We start from the raw sequence: 21238 nt of genomic DNA on the forward strand, positions 1-21238 counted from the left end.
ACAAGGGGGAGGGGGATCTGGCCTTGCCTGTTGAGACCGTCCTACCCGACCAGCCTCGCTATTAGAAAAGCAGGAGGCAGTTGGCGGCTTCAGCCTGGTTCCCCTCCCCCTTGTGGGGAGGGGTTAGGGGTGGGGGTATTCTCGTGGACGAAACCCGGAAAAGGGGTGGACCCGACAAGGCCCACCCCGATCCTGGTTCGGCTTAGGAGCCGGAACCGCCGCACTTGCCGGTTGCGGTGTTGAAGTTTCCGCAGGAGAGCGGTGCGCGCCAGTCGGAGATCAGATCCTTGGAGCCGTCCAGATAATCGGACCACGCATCGCCGACAACGAGGCCGGAGGTTTCCCAGACGGTTTCGAACTGGCCGTCATCCTGGATCTCGCCGATCAGCACCGGCTTGGTGATGTGGTGGTTCGGCATCATCGCGGAGTAGCCGCCGGTCAGGTTCGGAACGCTGACGCCGACGATGGCATCGATTACCGCGTCCGGATCGGTGGTACCGGCCTTCTCGACCGCTTCGACCCACATGTTGAAGCCGATGAAGTGGGCTTCCATCGGGTCATTGGTCACCCGGTTGTCGTCACCGACATAGGCCTGCCAGGTTTCGATGAATTCGGCATTGGCATCGGTGTCGGCGGACTGGAAGTAGTTCCAGGCGGCCAGGTGGCCGACCAGCGGCGCGGTGTCGAGACCGGCGAGTTCTTCTTCACCGACGGAGAAGGCAACGACCGGAATGTCTTCGGCCTTGATGCCGGCGTTGCCGAGTTCCTTGTAGAACGGAACGTTGGCGTCGCCGTTGATGGTGGAGACGACGGCGGTCTTCTTGCCGGCGGACCCGAAGGTCTTGATGTCGGACACGATCGTCTGCCAGTCGGAATGACCGAACGGCGTGTAGTTGATCATGATGTCTTCTTCAGCCACGCCCTTGGACTTCAGGTAGGCTTCGAGGATCTTGTTGGTCGTGCGCGGATAGACATAGTCGGTACCGGCCAGAACCCAGCGCTCGACACCTTCTTCGTTCATCAGGTAGTCGACGGCCGGAATGGCCTGCTGGTTCGGAGCGGCGCCTGTGTAGAAGACGTTGCGCTGGCTTTCTTCGCCTTCGTACTGGACCGGGTAGAAGAGAATGGAATTCAGCTCTTCGAAGACCGGCAGCACGGATTTGCGCGACACGGACGTCCAGCAGCCGAACACGGCATCGACGCCGTTGACTTCGATCAGCTCACGCGCCTTTTCGGCGAACAGCGGCCAGTCGGAAGCCGGATCGACCACGACAGCCTCAAGCTGCTTGCCGAGAAGGCCGCCCTTCTTGTTCTGCTCTTCGATGAGCATCAGCATGGCGTCTTTCAGCGTGGTTTCCGAAATCGCCATCGTACCGGACAGCGAATGCAGGATACCCACCTTGATGGTGTCTTCCTGGGCGGATGCGCCGCCGATGATCGTGGAGGCCAACAGGCCTGTCAGAGCGAGTTTGGTGAAGGTCTTTTTCATTGAGTTCCCCTTGTGCATGACGCCGCCGGTTCCCGTGCCGGCGGTTGGCGGCTGGAAGGAGTGCCGCTGTCGGGGAAGGATCGTGCGCCGGAACTATCGCGCTGCAACATACGTCGTTTGACGTAGTGGGAAAGAAGGTGCCTTCGTCGCGAAAGGCACGGTGTTTTCTCGGCACCCCTAAAACGTTTATTTGCTTTTGAGAATACGTGATATCTTTGCAATCAACGCCACGATTAGCTTCAGGAAGGCAATCGAAATGACGGACGGTGATATGCGTGTGGGAGGTTCCCTGGCCCCGCAAACGCAAGCGATGCTCAACATTCTGCCGGTCGCCATCTATGCCACCGATGTCAGCGGACTTCTGACCTACTTCAATGAGACGGCGGTCGAGTTCTGGGGGGATCGGCCTCAATTGGGGCACGCGCGATGGTGCGGCTCCTTTAGGATATACGACACGGATGGTCGGGTGGTTCCCCTGGATCAATGTCCGATGGCGCAATGTCTGACCGATGGTCGGGCGCAGAACGATATTGAACTGGTCATCGAACGGCCGGATGGCAGTTGCCGCTCCGTAATCGTCAACCCGCGCCCGATGTACGACGACGCCGGAGCGATGATCGGCGCACTGAACACTATTGCCGATGTGACCGCGGTGCGGCAGGCGGAACAGAATCGCTCCAGGAGCGAGAGCTTCGCCCGGCAGGTGCTGGAACAGAGCCAGGATTGCATCAAGTTGCTTGATCTCGACGGCCGTCTGCAATCCATCAACCCGTGCGGCGTTGAGGCTCTGGAGATTTCCGACCCGCAATCCGCGGTCGGGCTCTCGTATTTCGATTTCTGGGAGGGAGAGGATCGCGAGGCGTCGATCGCTGCCACCCGGCAGGCGCTGGAAGAAGGGCAGGGGCGGTTTTCCGCCACCTTCACGTCATCCACCGGACGCATGACACGGTGGGATGAGATCATTTCCCCACGCACAGACGAGCGGGGCGAGATGATCGGCTATCTTGTTGTTTCGAGAGATATCAGCGCCCGCGAACAGGCCACCAGGGAACTGGAAGAAAGGTTGCGGCAGCAAAAGGCGATTGCCGAACTGAGCGCCATGGCCCTCAGGGACGAGACGTTGGAAACGACGCTGAACCTGATTGTCGAAAAGATCTCGGAAGTCCTGCATTGTCCGTTGGTGAAGGTCTTGAAGCTTGTTCCCGAAGCGGACGGCCTGCTTCTTTCCAACGGTGTCGGCTGGCAGGACGGGCTCGTCGGCACGGCGACCGTCGACATCGACGAGGGGTCACAGGCGGGTTTCACCCTCCTGAGCAAGGACACGGTGGTAGTGGATGACCTGCTTGCCGAAACGCGCTTCAGCGGACCTGACCTTCTCATAGCGCATGGTGTGCGCGGCGGGATCAGTGCGACGATCGCCGGTCTCGGTTCCAGACCTTACGGCGTGCTTGGCGTTCATACGACCGTATGCCGGAAATTCGGCCCGTCCGAGGTTGAGTTCGTCGCGTCGGCGGCAAACATCATCGCAAGCAGGTTTCGTCTCGCCGAGAGCGAGGAACGCAGGCGTCTCATCATCCGGGAGATGGCTCACCGGACCGGGAACCTGATGCAGTTGGTTTCCTCGATCTTCGAGCAGACCATCCGGTCCACGACTGACATCGAAGATGCCAAGAAATCTTTCGGAAACAGATTGGGGGCCATGGCGCGGGTCAACAACAGGGTTGTCTCCGACGGTTGGAAATCCACCCGGCTGGTCGAACTCGTTTCGGAGACACTCAGTCCCTTCGAGGGCAGTTTCGATCTGAATGGCCGCGATATCGTGTTGCCGTCCGACCTTTGTTTCGACCTCGGGCTGGTGTTGCACGAACTGGCGACCAATTCCGCCAAATATGGCGCTTTTTCCAGCCCCTCGGAGCGGGTAAAGGTGAATTGGTCAATCGCTGACGGGGAAGACGGCAAGACGCTGACAATCGACTGGGTCGATCCGGGAGGGTCAACCGCCGTGGCATCGACCGGCACCGGATTCGGAAGCAAGCTGGTCACGTCCCTGGTCAAGATCAAGTGGCGCGGCAAGTTGTCGATCGAGCTTGGCGAAGCGTATCGGTGCACGATGGAAATTCCGATAGCCGCACAGGACGGTCTGGAGACCGGGCAGTCCTGGGCAGTGCAGGTCGCCGCCGAATAACCTGGTTGTCCAACCCCAATATGTATTGGCGGAAATAGGCTCGCCCGCTTACCGGCTGACGGGCCGTGGCCGGTTTGCGTATCGCTCCTTTTATGAGATCGCCCCCTGGTTTCGGACGCAATTCCAACGGGCGGTATCGGTGAAGGCGCGAGTCTGTGCGAGAGGCCGGATCACGCGCATCACCGGAATGGTATGAAACGTGCAAAAGAAACGGAAAATGGGGACGGCAACAGCTGCACCGGCGAGAGAATGCCGCTGCACTGGTGATATTAGTGGTGAAAAAACGGGCATATGCTTAATGTTTGGACAGATCGATGACTGCCCGTCAGCGCATTCTTCCGGTCCGCCGCCAGTACAACAAGTGGGTCAATAATCAGACCCTCGAGGACTATGCGCTCCGGTTTACCGCCAAAAGCGCGCGCCGTTTTTCCTCCCGTGCAATTTCGCAGACGGCCATCGGCGCGATCTCCTTTCTGGCCCTGGAGGCCATCGGCGGCGCGATCACGCTGTCACACGGCACCGCCAACGCGTTCATCGCCATTCTCGTCGGCAGCCTTGTGCTGCTTATCGTCGGCCTGCCGATCAGTCGCTATGCCATGCGCTACGGCGTCGACATCGATCTTCTGACCCGCGGCGCCGGTTTCGGCTATATCGGCTCGACGGTCACGTCGCTGATCTATGCCAGCTTCACATTCATCCTCTTCGCCATCGAAGCCTCGATCATGTCGAGCGCGCTGGAATTCGCCTTCGGCGTGCCGCTCTGGCTCGGGTATATCGTCAGCGCGGTTGCCGTCATTCCGCTGGTGACTCACGGGATCACCTGGATCAGCCGGTTTCAAATCGCCACCCAGCCATTCTGGATTGTCCTGAACATTCTGCCCTTCTTCTTCATCGCCTTCACCGACTGGCATGCAGTCGGGAGCTGGCTGATGTTCACCGGCATCGATCCGCTGACGCAGGCGCCGAAAACCGGCCCCGGAGGCTGGGAAAGCGTCAATCTGGTCAGTTTCGGGGCTGCATCGGCGGTCATTCTCGCGTTGATGGCGCAAATCGGTGAGCAGGTGGACTTCCTGCGCTTTCTGCCGGCCCAGGACTTCGGCCGCCGCCGCCACCGGCTGGCGCTCTTCCTGGCGGGCCCCGGCTGGGTGGTGCTCGGCGCGCCGAAGATGATCGCCGGATCGTTTCTGGCCGTGCTGGTGCTCTCCCACGGGGTGCCTGTAGAACATGCCGACGAGCCCTCGCGCATGTATGCGGTCGCCTTCGGTTACATGATCCCCAACGAGACCCTGGTCCTGCTGCTGATGGCGGCCTTTGTCGTCGTTGCCCAGCTCAAGATCAACGTCATGAACGCCTATGCGGGCTCATTGGCCTGGTCGAATTTCTTCTCCCGTCTGACCCATTCCCATCCGGGCCGGGTGGTCTGGCTGGTGTTCAACGTCGGCATCGCGCTCCTTCTGATGGAGCTCGGGATCTATCGTCTTCTGGAGGAAACGCTCGGCGTCTTTTCCATCATCGCGATGGCCTGGCTATCCACCATTTCGGCCGATCTTTTCATCAACAAGCCGCTCGGCCTGTCGCCGCCCGGTATCGAGTTCAAGAGGGCCCATCTTTACGACATCAATCCTGTCGGCACCGGTGCGATGCTGCTTGCTGCGGGCATCGCGCTGGCGGCCCACTTCGGGCAATTCGGAGAGGGCGCCGCGGCGCTGGCAACCTTCCTCGCCATGGCGGTCGCCTTCATCGCCGCGCCCTTGATCGCCTTTGCCACAGGGGGCCGCTTCTACCTGGCGCGAAAGCCACGCATGAGCTGGCAGCAACTGCAGCATATCGCCTGTTCGATCTGCGAGAACCCGTTCGAGCCGGAGGACATGGCTTATTGCCCGGCCTATCAGGCGCCCATCTGTTCGCTGTGCTGCACGCTCGACGCCCGCTGTCATGATTCCTGCAAGCCGAAGGCCCGGTTCACCCATCAGCTCGGCACGGTCGCCGGCTATGTCCTTCCCGAAGCGCTGCTGGTCTATTTCCGCACCCGCCTCGGGCGCTACGCCCTGATGTCCATCCTGTCGATAGCCTCCATCGGCCTGGTGCTGTGGATCATTTATGGTCAGGCCGCCAGCCGGCTTGGCGACCCGACAGGCATCATCGGCCAGACCGTCGCGCTGATCTTCTTCGTCTTTGCCATCGTCGCCGGCATCGCCTGCTGGTTTCTGGTTCTGGCCAACGACACGCGCAGGGTGGCGGAGGAGGAATCCGCCCGCCAGAATGCGCTTCTGCAGAAGGAAATCGATGCCCACAGCGTGACCGACGCCGCGCTCCAGAAGGCCAAGGAGGACGCGGAAGCGGCCAATCTGGCCAAGAGCCGCTATGTGGTCGGCCTCAGCCACGAACTCAGGACGCCGCTCAATGCGGTGATGGGCTATGCCCAGGTGCTGGAGCGCGACGATACGCTGCCGGCGGCGCGCAAACCCGCCGTCAGCACCATCCGCCGCAGCGCGGAGCATCTCTCCGGCCTGATCGACGGGCTTCTGGATATTTCCCGGATCGAGGCCGGGCGTCTGCAGATCTATTCCGACGAAATCAACATTCACGACTTTCTCGACCAGATCGTCGACATGTTCCGCATGCAGGCTGCCGCCAAGGGGCTCGGGTTCGACTACGTCCGTGCCGCCAACCTGCCGGTCTTTGTCCGTTCGGACGAAAAACGTCTGCGCCAGATCCTGGTCAACCTGCTGTCCAACGCCATCAAGTTCACACAGGAAGGCAAGGTCTCCCTCACGGTCAGCTACCGCTCGCAGGTCGCGGGCTTCGTCGTCGCCGACAGCGGTCCCGGCATCCCGCTGGACGAACAGGCGAAAATCTTCGAGCCCTTCGGGCGCAGCAAGGCGGCCTATGGCGCGCGCACGCCCGGCCTCGGGCTGGGGCTGACAATCACCAAGCTCCTGGCCGAATCCATGGGCGGTGCAATCGCCCTGTCCAGCGAGCCGGGCGGGGGCGCGTCCTTCGAGGTGCGCCTCATGCTCTCCGCCGTCGACCGGCCGGTGGACACCGTTCGGCTTGAACGGCAGGTGCGCGGCTATGAAGGCGCACGCCGCACCATCGCGGTCATCGACGACAATTCCGATCACCGAGCGCTCGTCAGCGATATTCTCAAGCCCGTGGGGTTCGCGGTTGTGGAAGCCGAACACGGCGCGGCCTGTCTTGAACATGTCCAGGGGCTGAACCCGGATCTCTACCTTGTCGACATCCTGATGCCCGGCATGAACGGCTGGGAGCTGGTGGAAACCCTGCGGGCGCGGGGGGACACCGCTCCGATTGTCATGCTTTCAGCCAACATCGGCGATCAGGCCTTGCGGCCGGACGGTCCTGTCCACCACAATGCGACCCTCGCCAAACCCTTCACCATCGGCCAGCTTCTCGATCTTCTGCAAAAACACCTGGGTGTCGTCTGGACGGAAAAGCCGCAGAAGGCCGATGCGGCGCCGGCCTCCGGCAGCCCGCTGCGCTCTCCGGGTGCCGATCACGTGGCGGACCTTATATCACTGGCGGAGATCGGTTATGTGGAGGGGATCGAAGCCAAGTTGAGCGAACTTGCGCAGACACCGGGAAACGGGCCGCTGATCGACACGCTGCACGAACATCTCAACCGTTTCGACTTCGACGCCTACAGGCACGTGCTCAACGGACTGGAAACCCATGACGGATGATCGCCGCGATACGGTCCTGGTGGTGGACGACAGCCCGGAGACCCTCGGGTTCGTCACCGAGGCACTGAAAAAGACCGGGATTGCAGTTCTGGTAGCCACCAGCGGCGAAGCGGCGCTCTCCGTATGCGAGAAGGTGACCCCGGACACCATCCTCATGGATGCGGTGATGCCGGGACTGGATGGCTTCGACACCTGCCGCAACATCAAGGACAATCCTGCACTCCGGCATGTCCCGGTCATCTTCATGACCGGGCTTTCGGAAACCGAGCACATCGTGAAGGCGCTGGAATCCGGCGGCGTTGATTTTCTGACAAAGCCCATTGATGTCGATGAACTGAAGGCGCGCATCAAGGTTCATCTGAAAAACGCCAGATCCGTTCAGAGCGCCCATGTGGCGCTTGATGCCGCCGGTCGTCACCTTGTGGCCGTTTCGGCCGATGGCGGCGTGCTGTGGTCGACGCCGCAGATCCGGAACCTTCTGGAAAGGACCGGCGACGCGGAGGCCAGCCTGTTTGCGCTCGGCCGGGCGCTCGGGGAATGGCTGGACAGCGTCGAGCTTGCGGACGACCGGCGCAAGAGCTTCATGCTCGGCCTGTCGGAGGACCTTGCAGTCCAGCTCCACCCCCTCGGCCGGGTCGGCCCGGACGAGAATCTCTTCAGGGTGACGGCGGAGGACGAAGCCGGCCAGATCCGCGCCCTGCAGCAGCGCTTCGAACTGACCCAGCGCGAAGCCGAAGTGCTGATCTGGATCGCCAAGGGCAAGGCCAACAAGGATATCGGCGAAATCCTCGGCCTCTCGCCGCGTACGGTGAACAAGCATCTGGAACAGATCTTCGTCAAACTCGGCGTCGAAAACCGGGCCTCCGCTGCGGTCAGGGCCGCGGAAGTGATCTATGCGCTGTGAGGGTATCCGCACTCTTGGTGGCGACAGGTTCGACCGGCGATTGACGCCAGTCTTCTTCAGGGGAGGGAGAACAGATGCTCGTGTTGTCTGCGTGCGGTGTCGATTTCACGGCGAATCCAGTCTCGCAGATGGCGGTAGCCGTCCGTTTCCGAATAGGCGGCCGTCGTCACAAGCCAGTATCTCGCCTTTGAGGCGACAGGCTTGCCGACGACTTCGAGAAAACCTGCCTCGATATCGTTTTCGATCAGGAGCGTTCGTCCGAGGGCGACCCCCATGCCGCTGATGGCGGCCTGAATCGCAAGATCGGCGCGGGCAAAAGAATTGCTTATCTTCCCGGGAGCGTCCGGCCAGTTGCGCCCGCTGTAATAGGCCCTCCAGCTGAATCCCGTTCCGTCCGTCTCACCGGACCTGTCGGCCAGAAGCGGCACGCCGCCATCCCCGGAAGCCGGGGCCAGATCGCCGGAAACGAGGCCCGGACGGGCAACCGGGACAAGGTGGGCGTGAATGAGGGCATCAGCGTGAAAACCTGGATAGGGCCCGACACCGTAGCGGATCGCCGCCTGGGCTTCGCCGCCGTGGAGATCGGCCAGTCGGTCCTCGACATCGACCACGAGGTCAAGGCCGTCCGCCTGGGCGCGTTGAAGCGCCGGCACGATCCATTTCATGGCAAGGGATGAGGACACGGAAAGGCGAAGGGTCCTGGACGTCTTCACGTCGGCGACCCGAACCAGAGTGCTGCCCCAGATTTCCTGGCAACGCTGCGCGGCCTCGCACACGATCCGGCCCGCCTCTGTCGGCACGATCCGGCGTGTCGTCCGCTCGAACAGCTTCGTACCGAGTACCGTCTCAAGCGACTTGATGCGATGGCTGACGGCCGATTGCTCCAGACCGACCGCCAAAGCCGCCCGGGAAAAGTTACCTTCCTCGAGAATTGCATTCAAAAGGGTCGCATTCTGCATGAGGCGGTTGCGGAGAGCATCTTCGCTATTCATGAATTTCACTCATGTATTCAGGCATTGCGGCTTTAGTTTATCTGGATGATTGTTGTTATCAGTTAATGAGAAAAAGGTCACGGATATGAACGAAATCAGAAAAATCGCCGCCCGTATCGTCAACGGGTTCGTTACGCGCACCAACGCAACACAGGCCCATGGCGGCAATCCGGCCGGGGTCGTGCTCGATGCCGACATGTTGTCCGAAACGGACATGCTTGCGATTGCCGGCAAGATCGGACTTTCCGAGACGGCGTTCGTGTCGAAATCCGCATCCGAAGGCTTCAGGCTGGACTTCTTCACGCCCAACCGGAGGATTGCCCATTGCGGTCACGCCACCATCGCCACCTTCAGCTATCTGGCGGAATTGGGGCGGGTGCAGGACGGGCTCACGTCGAAGGAGACCGTCGACGGCCCGCGGAAGATCATCATCAAGGACGGCGCCGCCTACATGGAACAGCTCGCCCCGAAATACGAGCAGAGTGCGGACTGGACTGATCGCGATGTTAGCGAGGCGGATGTGCTGGCCTCCCTCGGCATCGGCGAACACGAACTCGACGGGCGCCTCCGCCCGGTGCTCGTCAACACGGGCAACAGCTTCATCGTCGTGGCTGTACGCGACGCTGGTGTTCTGAAGCGGATTGCGCCGGACCAGGCAAGGATCGAGGCCATCAGCAACAAGCTGGACCTGATCGGCTACTATGTCTTCACGACCGACCGCAGCGCCACACAGGGGGACGCCACGGCCCGCATGTTCGCGCCGCGATATGCGATTGATGAGGAATCGGCCACCGGCATGGCGGCCGGGCCTCTGGCCAGCGTGCTCCACGACCTGATGGACATCAAAAAGCCCCGTCTGGTCATCGAGCAGGGTCACTTCATGGAGCCGCCTTCGCCGAGTGTCATCACCGTCGACCTCGAGCTTGAGGACGGGAAGATCACCGGTCTGATGGCAGGTGGCTACGGATCGGTCATGGAGGAAATGACCGTCACCATATGACGGCGAGCGGCTGCTCCTGTCAGTCGTGTCGTAGCTTCGATGGGAGTAACCGAAAGGACCTCAATCGTTCCGCATGAACCAGCCTCGTTGACCGGTCAGATTTCACAGACAATGACAGACAAGTTTTCCTCAAAGGAAGACGGTGGCTGCAGCGGGCATGAGGATGACGAGCACCAGAACACACAGCATCACCGCAATGAAGGGAAGCGTGGCGGCAAATATCTCCTCCACCGAGACCGTCGGATCGTTGAGGGTGTTGTGAACGGTGAAGACCGATATGCCGAAGGGGGGCGTCAGCAGTCCGATCTCCACTGCGATCACGATGACGATGCCGAAATGACTGAGGTCGATCCCCATGCTTTGCGCGATCGGCGCGGTAATCGGGACCATGATCAGCAGGATCGAAGTGCTGTCGAGGATCATTCCCATGATCAGGATGATGAGCGCGCAGAAGACCAGAAAGCCGAACGGACCAAGCCCGGTGTCGGTCACCAGTCCGGCGATGGCGTTCGGCAGCCCGGCGATTGACAGCATTCGGGAATAGAAGCTCGCCGCGATCAGCAGCAGCAGGATCGAGACCGAGATCACGCCGGTCTGCTTCATCACCTGCCACAGCTTGTGCCGGTCGAGGGAGCGCCGTGAAAGCGCGACGAGAAACGCACCGAATGCGCCGACGCCGCCAGCCTCGGTCGGAGTGAAGAAGCCGGTATAAAGACCGCCAAGCACCAGGATGACCAGCAGGACGATCGGGATGAGCTTGCCGATCATCTGTCCGGCGGGCATGCGTTCGATATCCCGGTCGAGGCGGCGCTCGCGTGAGGCATTCGGATCGGTCAGGACGAAGCCCGGGAACAGCGCGGTGACGGTGATCAGCATCGTCACGAAGCCGCCGGCGAGCAACAGGCCCGGCACGATGCCTGCAATGAACATGCCGCCGATGGAAACCTCGGCAAGCACCCCGTAGATGATCAGCAGCAGGCTGGGCGGGATCAGCATGCCGAGCACGGAGGACCCGGCCACCGTTCCGGCGGCGAAGGACGCGCGATAGCCGTGACGGCGCATTTCAGGCACTGCGACCCGGGTAAAGACGGCGGCGGAGGCGATGGAAACCCCCGTGACCGCTGCGAAAATGGTGTTCGCCGCAACGGTGGCGACGCCAAGCCCGCAGATCACCCGGCGCAGCAGGTCTTCGGCCACTTCGAAGGTGTCCCGGCCGACATTGGACACACTGACGAGCAGGCCCATCAACACGAACAGGGGGATCGTGGCAAAGAGATAATCGGCGATGCCGCTATAGACCGTCAGCTCCAGCATCCGGAAGGCGAGATCGATATTGTCGCGGATGATCCAGATCCCGGCGAAGGCCACCGTGAACAGCGCGTAGGCGATCTGCATGCCCAGAAGGACCAGGACGATCAGGGCGAAGACAAGCAGAAGCCCGATGGTGAGCGTCGTCATGCGAGCCTCCGGAACCTGCGGGCTTCATCCTGTGCCCGGTACAGCGCGGCGAGTGCGGCGACCGCCGAACCCAGGATCGTGATCCCGCGGAACGGCCATGTGGGAATGGTGAAGACGCCCTGGACACCGAAGAACTCCGATGTCTGCCAGGCATCGGCGAACTTGGGCCAGGAGGCCCACAGGATTGCGACCAGAACGATGACGCCGGTCAGCGCGAAGATCATTTCGATCATCGCGGCTGTGCGTGGAGAGCGTCCGTTCAGTCGGCGAATGAGAAAGTCGGCCCGGGTCAGGCGCTTCTGCAGGATGGCCGCTGCGATCTGCAGGAAAACGATGGCGACAACGGTGCGCCCGGCGATCTCGGCAACGCCCGTGATGGGCGCGTTGAAGAAGTTGCGGCCCAGCACATCGGCAACGATCAGCACCATCAGGGCGCCGATCCCCAGAGTGCCGATGGAAGACATGACGGCGGCGACCGTGCCCAGGAGCGCTCCGAAGGGAGCCTCCGAGAACTTCGGAACGAAGGCGTCGTCGTTCTCGACCGCAATGTCGTCGCTCATTCTAAAACCCGCTCTGTGTTGAAAAAGGCCCGCCCGGCCATGGTGCCGGGCGGGCCCGAGGTCAGTCAATGCCTGAGATCACTGGCCTTCATCCCAGGACCGCAGCGGTTCTGCGCCCCGTGCGCGCAAGGCGTCGAAATAGGCTTTCAGCACCACACGTCCGTCATCGCCGGTCTGCTCGAGCCAGGGCGCAACGATATTCGGCAGGCCATTGACCCAGGCGGTCTTTTCAGCCTCCGGCAATTCGTGGATGGTTAGGCCGGCTTCCTGCATTTCGACCAGGGCCCGCTTGGCAAGATCCTCGACATATTGGCCATGCGCGGCGGATGTGGCTTTCGCGGCTTCGCGGAACGCCGCCTGAACGGGCTCCGGCAGGCCGTCGAAGAACGCCTTGTTGGCCGCGATGCCGCCGAAATACATCGACCCGATGCCCACACGGGTCAGCTCGGGAGCGACTTCATAGACGCGCGTCGGCAGGATGCCGGAGGCAAAGGACAGGGTGCCCTCGGTCACGCCGGTCTGGATGTTGGTGTAATAGGTCGTCAGCGCTCCGTCGACCGGTGTGGCGCCAGTTTCCTGGAGCCAGTTGGCCGATGTCCCCGGAGCGTTCAGCTTGCGGTTCTGCAGGTCCGCCATCGTGTTGACCGGGAAGGTGGCGTAAATGTCGTAGCTGTCGGTGATGAGCGAGGACAGATGCACCATGCCGTTGTCCGCCCAGCTGTCGCGCAGCTCGGGCAGGTTTTCGGAAAGGTCATCGAAAATCTCGATGATCATCTTGTGGTCTTCGGTCGCGAAGGGGGTGAAGTAGGTCACGTTCTGGAGCGGCATGTTGGCGCCTTCCCAGACCGTACCCACCATCCCGACATCGACGATACCGTCCATGACGGCTTCCCGCGTGTCGGTGAACTTGTAGAGCGTGCCGGCATAGGCCTCGACCCAGTCGATCTTGTAGTCGCCCGCTTGTTCAAGAATACGGTTCACCTCCGGCTGGAAGGTGTTTTTCATCGCGTAGACCCAGATGTTCTGTTCAGGGTGCGACGAACCGATGTTGACGGTGATTGTCTCTTCCGCTGCGGCCCAGCCGGCGGAGCCGGCAAGGATTGCAGTCGCTGTTGCTAGAGTTACGAGTTTCATTTTTTCCTCCCTGGATGAGGGGCTCTTCCTCCAAAGCCCCCGCTGGTTCAGTCCTTCAATACGCCCAGTGCCCGCAGGATACGCTCCGGTGTGAACGGCATCTCGGTGACCTGAGCGCCCCTTGGACGCAATGCATCGTTGATCGCATTCATGACCGCGGCCGGGGCGCCGGCCGTACCTGCTTCTCCCGCGCCTTTCGCGCCGAGCATGCTTTCCTTCGTCGGAGTCTCGACATGGCCCACGACCATGTCCGGCATCTCGGCCGCCATAGGCACGAGATAATCGGCCATCGACCCGTTCAGAAGCTGGCCGTCCGCGTCGTAGTGGATCTCCTCGAACAGCGCTCCGCCGAGGCCCTGGACGATGCCGCCGCGGATCTGCTCGTCGACGAGTTGCGGATTGATGATCCGGCCGCAATCCTCGACGCACCAGTGTTTCAGCAGCTTCACGACCCCGGTTTCGATATCGACCTCCAGGTAGGAGGCCTGCACACCGTTGGTGAAGGCGAAGGGATAGTCGGAGGTGATGAAATGGCGGGTCTGCACCAGCTCCCGGGGCAGCCCTTTCGGCAGCGTGTCTCCCCGGAAATAGACGATCCGGCCCAGTTCCTCGAGGGGCATGCGGTTGTCGCCGGTGGCCGCGTCAACGACCTGCCCGTCGCGGATGTCCAGCCGGGATTGCTCAGTCTGCAGCATAGCGGCCGCGACGGTCAGGATGGATTCGCGCAACGCCCGGGCGGACTGCAGCGCGGCTTCGCCGCCGATGCCGGCCCCGCGCGAGGCCCAGGTGCCGCCGCCATAAGGCGTGACCTGCGTGTCTCCGGTGATGACGCGCACCTTGTCCGGCGATACGCCGACACCCTCGGCCACGATCTGGCTGAGCATGGCCTCGGTTCCCTGGCCCTGCTCGGTCACGCCGGACAGGGCGACGAGGGAGCCGTCCGGATCCATGCGCACGGTGCAGCCGTCCTGCGCCGAAATGCGTGCGCCGCCGATACCGTACATGAAGGGGGAGGGGTTGGTGAGCTCGATGAAGCTGGCGATGCCGATACCGCGATGGATCCCCGCCTTGCGCAGTTCCGCCTGTTCGGCGCGCAGGCCGTCGTAGTCCATGAGGGCCATGAGCTTGTCCATGGACGCATGGTGCGACAGGCCCTCGAACCGCATGTTGGCGGGGGAGGTCACGGGATAGGCGTCGTCGCGGAACATGTTGCGCCGGCGGATTTCGACCGGGTCCATGCCCAGCTCCGCCGCCGCCTGATCGACCAGGCCTTCCGTGATCGCCACGGCGATGGGATGACCGACGGCGCGATACTGACACGTCGGGGTCTTGTTCTGGAAAACGACCGTGGTCTGCGCCCGGTAGTTCTTGAAGTCGTAAGGACCGCCGCACAGGTTCACCACCTGATTGCCCTCGATCGCCGAGGTGCGCGGATAGACCGAATAGGCGCCGATTGCCGTCCAGTCGTCGATGTCCATGGCTGTGATGCTGCCGTCTTCCTCGACGGCGATCCTGGCTTCGATCTCGTGATCGCGGGCGTGGATGTCCGTGGTGAAGCTTTCCAGGCGGTCCGCCACGAATTTCACCGGCCGTGCCATGATTTTGGCAATTGCGGCTGTTGCCACTTCGTCGGGATAGACATGAACCTTGATGCCGTAGGACCCGCCGACATCGCCGCAGATCACCCGGACCCGGCCTTCCGGTACGCCGAGATGCTCGGCAAGCACCGTCTGTATCATGTGCGGCGCCTGGGTCGCGTGATAGGCGGTCAACTGGCCTTCTGCCGGGTTCCAGTCGGCAAGAATGGAGCGCGGCTCAAGCGTCACGCCCGTGTGCCGGGCGGTTCGGAAACGCGTCGAGACGACCTTGTGCGCGGATTTGAACGCGGCCTCGACATCGCCTGCCTCATGCAGGCGCCGGAAGGCGAGATTGTCACCCATATCCTCATGGAGGACAGGTGTGTCCGCATCCAGGGCGCTCATCATGTCGGTCACGACCGGAAGCGGGTCATAATCGACATCGATCAGCGCTGCCCCGTCTTCGGCGGCGGCCCGAGAGGTGGCCACAACCGCAGCAACCGGTTCTCCGACCCAGCAGGCCCTGTCCACGGCGATCGGATATTCGGGCGGCGACTTCAGGCCTTTCAGATGCGCCAGAACGGCGACCCACGGCGTGCAGACCTCGGCGATATCCTTGCCTGTGAAGACCCTGAGCACGCCCTTGACGGACTTTACCTCGCCGGCATCGATGCCGGTGATACGTGCATGAGCGAAAGGCGAGCGCACGAAAGCGACGTGAACCATGCGCGGCAGCACGATATCGTCGACATATCGACCGCGGCCCTGCACCAGACGGCCGGCATTCGGGCGCGGCACGGTCTTGCCGATGTAGGAGTTTGGTCTGTCGGGATTGCCGAACTCGATGGTCATGCCGCTCCCTTTCCGGCGCGCGCCTGCGCCACTGTTTCAACAGCGTCCACAATGGCTTCATAGCCGGTGCAGCGGCAGTAGTTTCCCGACATGTGCTCGCGGATCTCCTGCCGGGAGGGGACACCGCCCCGGGAAAGAAGGTCTTTCGCCGCGACCAGCATGCCCGGTGTGCAGAAGCCGCACTGAAGTGCGTTTTTCGCCACGAACGCTTCTTGCAGATCCTTGATCGCCGCCGTGTCCGTCAGGCCCTCGACGGTCCACACCTCGGCGCCGTCCGCCTGCGGAGCGAGCATCAGGCATCCGCGGATCGGAGCACCGTCGACCTGTACGGTGCAGGCACCGCAAACTCCGTGTTCGCAACTGGCGTGCGCGCCTGTCAGCCCGAGTTCGAGCCGCAGAAAGTCGGTGAGATGCTGACCGACTGGCACGCGTGCCTCGACGGACTCTCCGTTCACTGTCAGGGTGATGTCTATCCTGTCGCGGAAGGCTTCGCTCATGCGTTCGCTCCCTCAATTCTTGCAACGGCGCGGCGCAGGAGAACCTGGGCGAGATGCTGCCGGTAGGCGCCACTGGCCTGTGTGTCGGAGGGCGGGTCCATGTCGTCGCACAGGGCTTCCGCCGCGCCCTCAAGGTCACCCCGGTCGAGAGCGGCCATCGCGGACCGGGCCAGAAGCGGTCTGGGTCCGACCGAAAACAGCGCCAGACGATGACCGGCCGACCGTTTCACCAGGCACAGTCCGGCCAATGCGTAATCGCCTGAGCGGCGGGCAACTTCCTCGATCACTTGCGCTTCGTTCGCCTCGGTCTTCGGGATGGAGATCCCGGTCAGGATCTCGCCTTCGCCGATGGCGGTCTCGAAGACGTCCTGGAAAAAGTCTTCCGCTGCAACGTCCCGTCGTCCGGTCAGTCCCTCGATGTGCAAGGTCGCGCCGAGAGCGAGGATGCAGGCCGGAAATTCGGCGGCCGGATCGGCATGGGCTAGGGCGCCGCCGATCGTTCCCCGGTTCCGGATCGCCGCGTGGGCGATGTATTGGACAGCTTGAGACAGAAGCGGCGCGTATTCGCGGATGAGGGGATTTCTGCCGATTTCGACATGTCGGGTGAGGGCGCCGATCAGAAGCCTGTCGCCCGCATCCGACACTCCCGAGAGCTCGGAAACGCGCGAGATGTCGACCAGGAGGTCGCCCGCCGACAGGCGCATGTTCATCGCGGCAATCAGGCTCTGGCCGCCGGCCAGAACCCGGCCCAGTCCGTCCGAGCCTGACAGCAGCTCAAGCGCATGCTGCAAATCGGATGCGCGGGCATATCCGCCCACCGATGCCTTCATGGCCACCCCTCCCGTAATGCCCGCAACGCCTCCTCGCGTCGCTTATTGAGCATTTGATCAATCTTATTGAGCAAATGATCTATAATTCTGACGCGAATGCAAGTAGAATATTTTTCGAAGCAAAAACGCGGACGGAATCATGGACATCAACGGACCGGTGGAAAGCACCGTCATCGAGGAAAGACCGGGGCGGCGAAGGCTGCCGCCGCAGGAGCGCCGCCAGCAGATCATCGACGGGGCGGTGGCTTTCTTTGCCGAGGTCGGTTTCGACGGCAAGACGCGGGATCTCGCCAAACGCCTGGGTGTGACCCAGTCGCTCCTGTTCAACTATTTCGCCACCAAGGACGAACTGATCGAGGCGGTCTATGAACACGTCTATCTCAACCGGCTCGCGCCCGACTGGCCCGACCGCCTGACGGACCGCTCGGTGCCGCTGCGCGACAGGTTGCTGGCGTTCTACAAGGAGTACAGCACGCTCATTTTTCAGTATGAGTGGATGCGCATCTTCATTTCCTCCGGCCTGTCCGGTGCCGAACTCAACCGCCGCTATCTCAAGCATCTCGGCGAACTGATCCTGAAGCCGGTTCTGCACGAGATCGAATTCGCCGCGCGCTCCGACGAAGTGCCGACCATGGAGGATATCTGGAACCTCCACGGCGGCATCGTCTACATCGGCATCCGCCAGCACATCTACCGCACCCCGTGCCCGGACGACCCGTCCGTGGCGATCACGCGCGCGGTGGACCGCTTTCTGCTGGCGTTCGGGGTAGAGCAGGGGTGAGGGTAGTCAGAGGCTCTTGATGCTGCTGCCGGAGGGAGAAACCTCGAACACGCTCCTGAATACCCTTGAAGAGGGAAACAGTTGCCTCGAAGCCGAAAACATGGACTTCTCGAGGGCCGCTCAAATGACGGATCAGGATAGGGCGGTTTACAGCGTTGCTCCCCGCTCCGTAGGAGCGGGGAATTTTCTTCCGATTGCATCACAGCAATTCGCAAGGGAATTTACGACAAAGTCCTGCAGAAGGTCCTGTCGTTACGTCCCTCTGTCAGGCAGCCTCGGACCGCGTCGGTTGCGTTTCTGTCGTTGACGCGGGGTCGAGTGGGAGGCGAACGACGAATTTGCTGCCTTTGCCAACTTCCGAATGGACTGTCAGCTTGCCCTTGTGTTTGATCTCTACAATGGACTTGCAGATGGCCAGTCCCTGACCTGTGCCTTTTCCTGGCGGTTTGGTCGTAAAGAACATGTCGAAGATGCGGCGCAGGGATTTCGCTGGAATACCCGGTCCGTTATCGGCAATTGTGATTGTACAATAGGCATCGTCCTTTGTTACGCTCACCGCGATCTCGCCCATCCCGCCTGCATAGTCGCTAGACTGGGCATGTTCGGCAATGGCATCCGCCGCATTGACAATCAGATTGATAATGACCTGAGAAACATCTCCCGGATAACAGGGGATCATGATCTCGTTTTCGTCAGCTTTAAAGTCGAGCTCCGCACTGTGGCGCCATTGCGATCTTGATACGGTTGTCGCATTTTCGACGAGTTTGATCACGTCGGTTTCAGTTGTTTCGGAATCATCCGGATGTGCGAATTCCTTGATCGATTGAACGATTTTCCCAATTGAGGCAACGCCTTGTGCCGCTTCAGACAAGGCCGCCGGTATTTCGTCCTTCAGGAAGTCCCAATCCATGGCCTCGAGTTTTTCCGCGTGTGCTTCGGCAGTTGTGCCTTTCTGGTCATCCAAAACCTCGGTCAAATCGTCAAAGGCTTCACTCAGGAACTTCAAATTGTCTCCGATGAATTGTGTCGGCGTATTGATCTCGTGAGCGACACCACTGGCCAGGGTTCCCAGCGATTCAAGTTTGTGGGTTTCCATAAGTTCCATTTCAAGCCGACGGTTCTTCTCGTTGACTTCATACATCTCCGAAATGTCAGTATCCACCAGGACGAATCCGCCGGAGATCATGGGGCGCTGTGTATGGAGGATCCTCTGGTCTCTTGCCCAACGGCTTTGCCATGTTTGCACCAGACCCAGGTCCAGACGTCCCAGTCGGTCGTCGACGATAATCATCTGACTTTCCATATCGTCCGTAGCCGATGCCGCGTAGGCCGTATGGAGCAAGTCCTTAAGCGGGACACCCGTGAGCGGCTTGTCTTCCGGCAACTTGTAAAGGTCCAAAGCAGCCTTGTTCACAAAGCGAAGTTTCTTGTCCTCACAAACGATGAAGATGGCCTGGGAGACGCTGTTTATTGCGTTATGAAGCAAGGTTTCCGCGAATTTCCGGCCCGCCTCCGCTTCGTCTTTTTCATTTTTCGCAATTTTTGCATATTGCGCCAACGCAGAGGACATCTTGTTGAACGACCGGGCGGTGGAAGCCAGTTCGTCGTTGCCTGTTACAGGCATATGATACCCGAACTCGCCCTTGGCCACCCGAGCTGCGCTGTCGCGCAGTTGGTTGAGCTGCCGGGTCAGGATCGTCCCGAGAAAAAATCCGAAGATCGCGACGATGATCACTTCCACGCCGGCGATCGTCAGCATGCGTTTCGTGCCCGCTGCGACCACGCTGTCAATAACGGATGTTGACAGACCGATCTGGACGGAACCAAAGGAAGTCTTTCCGACTTCGATGGGTACGCTCACGCCAAATGTGTCATCCGCCAGGCGCGCGCCGTTTACGGTGTTCCCGGAGGTCTCGGGGGCAGCTGGAACTGCTCCTCCTTCTGCCAGCACAAGTCCGGCATCATTCTTGATCTGAACATACATGAGCCCTTCGTTCGACAGTGCTTGGTCCACGAGGACATCCAGGGTCGCCAGGTCGGAAGCAACCACTGCGTCTGCTGTCATCGTCGCCAGCAGCTGGGCGGATGTGTGCGCCCGCGACTTGAGCTCTCTTTCGTTGGAAGATCTAAGGTCATGAAGACTTGTACCGACCAATATCGCCAGAACAAAAACCTCAATCAGTGCAATACCAAGTATGGTTTTCAGCTTGAATGACATTTTTCTTCTCCTGCTGAAACAATTTCCGTTTGTCCCACTGAAAGGTTCAAGGACCTGACATCGTCCCAGTTGTCATTCGAAGCAGAAACAAAACCCGTCATGCCGAGCGACTTGAGGATGTTTTCTTCAGTCATGCCTATAAGCGCAGCTGCGACTGCGTTGCGATCGTCAGCGTGCACTTCTGCGGATGCTGCGAACGCATGCGGCGTATAATCATCTGTTTTGTAAATCACCTTTAGCTGCGCTCTGAGTTCATCAGGAATATTGTCGAATGTCCTTCCAACGCCTCCGCCCGCAGGAAAAAGTCCCAGAGCAACACTGCGATAAACCGAGTCATGCGACTTCACATAAGACGGTTCGAATGAAATATTTTTGGAAGTAAGTTCGGCCCTCGGGACCACGCTCGCACCGAACGCGGCGGGCGAAGGGAATGCCACTTTCGCGTGTTGCAACTGGTTGAGATCGTCGATGTTGCTGTCGGTACGGGCGACCAGAATGCCCTTGAGCTTCTTGTCAGCCTGATGTGCAAAAGCCTGATAACCCGCGCGCTCATGGAACACGGTGTAGTGGTAGGGGTTCATATAGGCGAAATCATAAGCCTTCGCATTCAGACAGGCTTCGAAAGTGGGAATGTCTTTGGCCGTTGCGAACTGAAACTTGTAGCCTGTCGATTTTTCCAGTTCTTCCAGGAGCGGAATCCAGACCTGAGCCAACCGACTTGCAGACTGTTGTGGAACGACACCGAAAGTATAGACCGTTTCAGAATGAACAGGTTGATTTCCAAACAACAAAAAAGCGGCTCCACTTTGCAGCAAAAGAGCAGACAAAGCGGACAGCCGCGAGTTGTTCTGTGGTACATGGAGAATTGATGGAATGGTCATGGATCGTTCCTTTCGTTTTCAGCAATTTGCCGAAAAGGACTAGGAGGAACGATCCCCATATAGGGACAAAATTTACTCCTTTCTTCCTTGGTAAACACTTAGGGCGTAAACTCATAAATGAAGACGGAATGGCATGGGAAATGGCGAAACCCCGTTAGGAAGCGTGCGATGAGCGG

Annotated in this window: 15 protein-coding genes; 5 read left to right on the forward strand and 10 right to left on the reverse strand. The window is 60.6% G+C overall.

Going from position 1 to position 21238, the window contains the following annotated elements:
* Positions 1-202: 202 nt before the first annotated feature.
* On the reverse strand, positions 203-1489 hold the full coding sequence (urtA, locus tag Q1B40_RS06540; RefSeq protein WP_299811623.1) for an urea ABC transporter substrate-binding protein: 1287 nt from the start codon (positions 1487-1489) through the stop codon (positions 203-205).
* Positions 1490-1745: 256 nt separating this feature from the next.
* Between urtA and Q1B40_RS06545 the strand changes: the two genes are divergently transcribed.
* The 3 genes from Q1B40_RS06545 to Q1B40_RS06555 all read left to right on the forward strand — a co-directional run bounded on the left by Q1B40_RS06545 (position 1746) and on the right by Q1B40_RS06555 (position 8282).
* Positions 1746-3674 (forward strand): PAS domain-containing protein, encoded by a 1929-nt coding sequence (locus Q1B40_RS06545; RefSeq protein WP_299811625.1) that lies wholly within the window; start codon positions 1746-1748, stop codon positions 3672-3674.
* Positions 3675-3988: 314 nt separating this feature from the next.
* Entirely contained in the window at positions 3989-7378 is a 3390-nt protein-coding gene (locus Q1B40_RS06550) for an ATP-binding protein (protein ID WP_299811627.1), read from the forward strand.
* A complete protein-coding gene (locus Q1B40_RS06555; protein ID WP_299811630.1) occupies positions 7368-8282 on the forward strand; it encodes a DNA-binding response regulator in 915 nt (304 codons plus the stop codon). The genes Q1B40_RS06550 and Q1B40_RS06555 overlap by 11 nt, the downstream gene beginning before the upstream one ends.
* Positions 8283-8338: 56 nt before the next feature.
* On the opposite strand, the gene Q1B40_RS06560 is transcribed toward Q1B40_RS06555, so the two are convergent.
* Complete coding sequence (locus Q1B40_RS06560; protein ID WP_299811632.1) at positions 8339-9274, reverse strand: LysR family transcriptional regulator; 936 nt, start codon at positions 9272-9274, stop codon at positions 8339-8341.
* An 85-nt stretch (positions 9275-9359) separates the two neighbouring features.
* Between Q1B40_RS06560 and Q1B40_RS06565 the strand changes: the two genes are divergently transcribed.
* Positions 9360-10274 (forward strand): PhzF family phenazine biosynthesis protein, encoded by a 915-nt coding sequence (locus Q1B40_RS06565; protein ID WP_299811634.1) that lies wholly within the window; start codon positions 9360-9362, stop codon positions 10272-10274.
* A 129-nt stretch (positions 10275-10403) separates the two neighbouring features.
* Here Q1B40_RS06565 and Q1B40_RS06570 read toward each other — a convergent pair whose 3' ends face one another.
* The 6 genes from Q1B40_RS06570 to Q1B40_RS06595 all read right to left on the reverse strand — a co-directional run bounded on the left by Q1B40_RS06570 (position 10404) and on the right by Q1B40_RS06595 (position 17182).
* Positions 10404-11732, reverse strand: coding sequence for a TRAP transporter large permease (locus tag Q1B40_RS06570; protein ID WP_299811636.1), 1329 nt, complete (start codon positions 11730-11732; stop codon positions 10404-10406).
* Positions 11729-12292: a TRAP transporter small permease subunit gene (locus tag Q1B40_RS06575; RefSeq protein ID WP_299811638.1), complete on the reverse strand. Its 564-nt coding sequence runs from the start codon at positions 12290-12292 to the stop codon at positions 11729-11731. The genes Q1B40_RS06570 and Q1B40_RS06575 overlap by 4 nt, the downstream gene beginning before the upstream one ends.
* A gap of 78 nt (positions 12293-12370) precedes the next feature.
* Positions 12371-13426, reverse strand: a complete 1056-nt coding sequence (locus Q1B40_RS06580) for a C4-dicarboxylate TRAP transporter substrate-binding protein (protein WP_299811640.1) — start codon at positions 13424-13426, stop codon at positions 12371-12373.
* A 47-nt stretch (positions 13427-13473) separates the two neighbouring features.
* A complete protein-coding gene (locus tag Q1B40_RS06585) occupies positions 13474-15855 on the reverse strand; it encodes a xanthine dehydrogenase family protein molybdopterin-binding subunit (protein WP_299811642.1) in 2382 nt (793 codons plus the stop codon).
* Positions 15852-16352 (reverse strand): (2Fe-2S)-binding protein, encoded by a 501-nt coding sequence (locus tag Q1B40_RS06590; protein ID WP_299811644.1) that lies wholly within the window; start codon positions 16350-16352, stop codon positions 15852-15854. Before Q1B40_RS06590 ends, Q1B40_RS06585 begins: the two co-directional genes overlap by 4 nt.
* Entirely contained in the window at positions 16349-17182 is an 834-nt protein-coding gene (locus Q1B40_RS06595; protein WP_299811646.1) for a xanthine dehydrogenase family protein subunit M, read from the reverse strand. Before Q1B40_RS06595 ends, Q1B40_RS06590 begins: the two co-directional genes overlap by 4 nt.
* A gap of 139 nt (positions 17183-17321) precedes the next feature.
* Between Q1B40_RS06595 and Q1B40_RS06600 the strand changes: the two genes are divergently transcribed.
* Positions 17322-17963, forward strand: coding sequence for a TetR/AcrR family transcriptional regulator (locus Q1B40_RS06600; RefSeq protein ID WP_299811648.1), 642 nt, complete (start codon positions 17322-17324; stop codon positions 17961-17963).
* A gap of 265 nt (positions 17964-18228) precedes the next feature.
* Here the strand turns inward: Q1B40_RS06600 and Q1B40_RS06605 are convergent, their stop codons facing one another.
* Both Q1B40_RS06605 and Q1B40_RS06610 read right to left on the reverse strand, forming a co-directional pair.
* Entirely contained in the window at positions 18229-20181 is a 1953-nt protein-coding gene (locus Q1B40_RS06605; protein WP_299811650.1) for an ATP-binding protein, read from the reverse strand.
* Positions 20166-21062 carry a phosphate/phosphite/phosphonate ABC transporter substrate-binding protein gene (locus tag Q1B40_RS06610; protein WP_299811652.1) on the reverse strand — a complete coding sequence of 299 codons (897 nt, stop codon included), beginning with the start codon at positions 21060-21062 and terminating at the stop codon, positions 20166-20168. Before Q1B40_RS06610 ends, Q1B40_RS06605 begins: the two co-directional genes overlap by 16 nt.
* Positions 21063-21238 lie beyond the last annotated feature (176 nt).

The organism is uncultured Roseibium sp. (assembly GCF_947496995.1).
In the GTDB taxonomy this organism is placed as follows: domain Bacteria; phylum Pseudomonadota; class Alphaproteobacteria; order Rhizobiales; family Stappiaceae; genus Roseibium.

What these genes read in the sequence shown, in the direction of transcription:
- urtA (WP_299811623.1), bottom strand. Translation starts at nt 1,489, where the DNA reads ATGAAAAAGACCTTCACCAAACTCGCTCTGACAGGCCTGTTGGCCTCC.
- Q1B40_RS06545 (WP_299811625.1), top strand. Translation starts at nt 1,746, where the DNA reads ATGACGGACGGTGATATGCGTGTGGGAGGTTCCCTGGCCCCGCAAACG.
- Q1B40_RS06550 (WP_299811627.1), top strand. Translation starts at nt 3,989, where the DNA reads ATGACTGCCCGTCAGCGCATTCTTCCGGTCCGCCGCCAGTACAACAAG.
- Q1B40_RS06555 (WP_299811630.1), top strand. Translation starts at nt 7,368, where the DNA reads ATGACGGATGATCGCCGCGATACGGTCCTGGTGGTGGACGACAGCCCG.
- Q1B40_RS06560 (WP_299811632.1), bottom strand. Translation starts at nt 9,274, where the DNA reads ATGAATAGCGAAGATGCTCTCCGCAACCGCCTCATGCAGAATGCGACC.
- Q1B40_RS06565 (WP_299811634.1), top strand. Translation starts at nt 9,360, where the DNA reads ATGAACGAAATCAGAAAAATCGCCGCCCGTATCGTCAACGGGTTCGTT.
- Q1B40_RS06570 (WP_299811636.1), bottom strand. Translation starts at nt 11,732, where the DNA reads ATGACGACGCTCACCATCGGGCTTCTGCTTGTCTTCGCCCTGATCGTC.
- Q1B40_RS06575 (WP_299811638.1), bottom strand. Translation starts at nt 12,292, where the DNA reads ATGAGCGACGACATTGCGGTCGAGAACGACGACGCCTTCGTTCCGAAG.
- Q1B40_RS06580 (WP_299811640.1), bottom strand. Translation starts at nt 13,426, where the DNA reads ATGAAACTCGTAACTCTAGCAACAGCGACTGCAATCCTTGCCGGCTCC.
- Q1B40_RS06585 (WP_299811642.1), bottom strand. Translation starts at nt 15,855, where the DNA reads ATGACCATCGAGTTCGGCAATCCCGACAGACCAAACTCCTACATCGGC.
- Q1B40_RS06590 (WP_299811644.1), bottom strand. Translation starts at nt 16,352, where the DNA reads ATGAGCGAAGCCTTCCGCGACAGGATAGACATCACCCTGACAGTGAAC.
- Q1B40_RS06595 (WP_299811646.1), bottom strand. Translation starts at nt 17,182, where the DNA reads ATGAAGGCATCGGTGGGCGGATATGCCCGCGCATCCGATTTGCAGCAT.
- Q1B40_RS06600 (WP_299811648.1), top strand. Translation starts at nt 17,322, where the DNA reads ATGGACATCAACGGACCGGTGGAAAGCACCGTCATCGAGGAAAGACCG.
- Q1B40_RS06605 (WP_299811650.1), bottom strand. Translation starts at nt 20,181, where the DNA reads ATGTCATTCAAGCTGAAAACCATACTTGGTATTGCACTGATTGAGGTT.
- Q1B40_RS06610 (WP_299811652.1), bottom strand. Translation starts at nt 21,062, where the DNA reads ATGACCATTCCATCAATTCTCCATGTACCACAGAACAACTCGCGGCTG.